The organism is Desulfofustis glycolicus DSM 9705, from assembly GCF_900130015.1.
GTDB classification, from domain to species: domain Bacteria; phylum Desulfobacterota; class Desulfobulbia; order Desulfobulbales; family Desulfocapsaceae; genus Desulfofustis; species Desulfofustis glycolicus.
Window position 1 is genome coordinate 1 of sequence record NZ_FQXS01000083.1, and the last position, 1,956, is coordinate 1,956.

Sequence of the window (1,956 nt, forward strand, 5' to 3'; positions counted from 1 at the left end):
CCTTCCCCCGCGGGGGAAGGCCGTGCCTCAACCCCAGGGGCTATGAACATAACTTAAAATGACCGGACCGTGGTTTAGGAATGGGGACCACCGCTGTGCTGTGAGTCTCCCAAGCCGTGAGAATCCGCTGCATCCGTTCCACTTGATTAGAATGCCAGACCGCAGTTCGCCAGTCTGTCGACAGAATAATGCACCGCCCCCCAGGGCGTAAAACACGTTGGACCTCGTGCAAGGCTGCGTCCAACTGATCTATATATTCAAAAACCTGTATGCCATAGACTGTATTAAAGGCGCTGTTCTCGTAAGGCAGTTCGCTGGCGTTTCCTACACGGCAATTAACCCATTCCATATCAGCGCAATGGCTTTTCGCTGTGTCGATCTGGTTAGCGCTATAGTCGATTGCGCACACGCGCCCTGTTGGGCCAACACACCGAGCCACCTCATATGCATAGAATCCTCCACCACAGCCAACCTCCAAAACCATCTCGCCAGTTTGAGGCTGCATTACATCAAGCACCATGCCTCTACGGCCGGCCTGGTCGTGGCATTGAGCCACTGAGCGCTGGATACACGCCATGTCATCAACGAATTTGAGCGAACTCATATCATAGCCTCGTACTTTCAGGAAACTTTACCCTCGATATTTAAATAATATAGAGTCTTATGTCCACCATGATTAAGCGCAGAGTCGCCGCCGTAGGCGCGGCCGGTTACCCGACCGCCCCGGCACAGATCCCGGCGTGCGGAACTACCGCACCGGGCTCTTCGTGAATATTCACTTCCGCAATTCGCGAAAGCACCTAAACCAATACCAAGCTTTTGTGGCGTGGGTATGGGACGATTTTCGGTCCCGGCAATCTCAGCCGTTCGACCAACTCGTAAAACCGCCAGCCATTCATCCGATGCCGCCTGCTGCGGCGCTGCAACCACTTGAAGAAGATCGCCAGGACTTTTCGGTGATATTCACTGATGCTTCGAGAGTTCCCCGGCAGTCCGAAGTAGTTGTAGTGACCACGTAGCTTGCGCGTTACTGCTGCGAAGAGCTGCAGGGTCGGCACATGGCGATGGGTCTTGACCCACTCGGTGAAGTCTTTCAGCGCCCCTTTCATCTTGGCTCGGGAGGTGCGGCGCTTTAGCCGCCTCTCCCCTTTCCTATCGAGATCCCAATAGAATTCGAACCCTAGAAAGACGAAGGTGCGCTTGCGACTCGGGTGAAAGCGGCTGAGCCGAAGCAGTTGAGTCTTCTCCGGAGCCACTTCGAGGCCGAATTTTCCAAGCCTCTTGGGTAGAACCCGATAGAATGCTTCGGCTTCGGCCCGGTACTGGAAGGCCGCGACGTAATCATCGGCATAGCGAACGAGCACCGCCTTGCCTTTGCAGTACCGCTTCACCACCTTTTCAAACCACAGATCCAGCACATAGTGCAGGTAGATGTTCGCCAGCATCGGCGATACCACACCTCCCTGAGGGCTGCCGGCTTCCGGATAGTGAACGGTGCCGTCCGGTTCCAGAATCCCCGCCTTGAGCCACTTGTCGATCAGGCCGATAATGGCCTCATCGGCGATGCGCTGGCGCAGCATCGTCTTGAGCCACGTATGATCGAAATGATCGAAGAACCCGCGGATGTCCGCCTCCACCACGTACCCGGAGGGGCGACACTGAAGGTTGAACCCGAGGGCCTGCACGGCATCTCTTGCGCCGACTTTCGGACGATAGCCGAAGCTACACGGTTGAAAGTCCTGCTCATAGATCGCTTCAAGAAGCATCGATACTGCGGTCTGCAGCAGCTTGTCTTCGACCGCCGGAATGCCCAGCGGCCTCTGTTTGCCGTTGGCCTTAGGAATGTACTTCCTCCGAACCAGTGTTGCTTTTCACAATAAATGAACATCGTTTTCCTGATTATTTTGACAGCGTTGTCTGATTATTTTGCTGCTGCCCCCCCGGCCGGCGTCGCTG

General features: G+C 55.4%; 2 protein-coding genes. Both read right to left on the reverse strand.

Annotated features, from left to right (window positions below; genetic code table 11):
* Positions 1 to 40 precede the first annotated feature (40 nt).
* The gene (locus BUC26_RS24620) at positions 41 to 604 is read right to left on the reverse strand and encodes a methyltransferase domain-containing protein (protein WP_073379655.1); all 564 of its coding nucleotides are present in this window, start codon (positions 602 to 604) and stop codon (positions 41 to 43) included.
* 196 nt (positions 605 to 800) lie between these two features.
* Entirely contained in the window at positions 801 to 1,862 is a 1,062-nt protein-coding gene (gene ltrA, locus BUC26_RS22450; RefSeq protein WP_208609890.1) for a group II intron reverse transcriptase/maturase, read from the reverse strand.
* Positions 1,863 to 1,956 lie beyond the last annotated feature (94 nt).